The sequence below is a fragment of the Inquilinus limosus MP06 genome, assembly GCF_000767795.1.
In the GTDB taxonomy this organism is placed as follows: Bacteria; Pseudomonadota; Alphaproteobacteria; order DSM-16000; family Inquilinaceae; genus Inquilinus; species Inquilinus limosus_E.
The window spans coordinates 1-477 of record NZ_JANX01001154.1; the positions used below are offsets into that span (position 1 = coordinate 1).

At 67.9% G+C, this 477-nt stretch carries 1 pseudogene; it reads left to right on the plus strand.

Annotated features, from left to right (window positions below):
• A pseudogene (locus P409_RS35740) lies at positions 1-201 on the plus strand (hypothetical protein); the annotation flags it as partial.
• Positions 202-477 lie beyond the last annotated feature (276 nt).

Here is a 477-nt window from a genome sequence, read left to right on the forward strand (position 1 = left end):
ATGGCGGCCGAGCGCGGCGACGCCGACGCGCAGGCCATGCTGGGCGCAGCGTATCATCTGGGATCAGGTGTGCCGAAGGACCCGGTCCAGGCGCTGGCCTGGTTGCAGCGTGGCCAAGCCGGCGGCAGTGCGCTGGCCGGCCGCTTCCTTGGACCAGCCCGGGCCGCTCTCGATGGCGGTGTGGATCATGGTCCGGCCTGATCGCACCCTCAACGAGTCCCCCCTCCCCTTGCTCCACCGCATCTACAGATCGAGCAGCGGCAGCGAACGGCGGGTCTACGAACAGATTGCCTCTCCCGCTTGCGGGCTATCGGATTCACACATCCTTGAAATGAGCTTTTACAAGTCCCCCCTCCCCTCGCGGGAGGGGGGCAGGGGAGGGGGCGTGCGCGCGTCCGCGCGCGAATGGGCAGGGCCCCGAACTCACCGTCCGTACTGGTTTACAACAGTCTGGGCCGGCTCGAACCGAGAGAACCC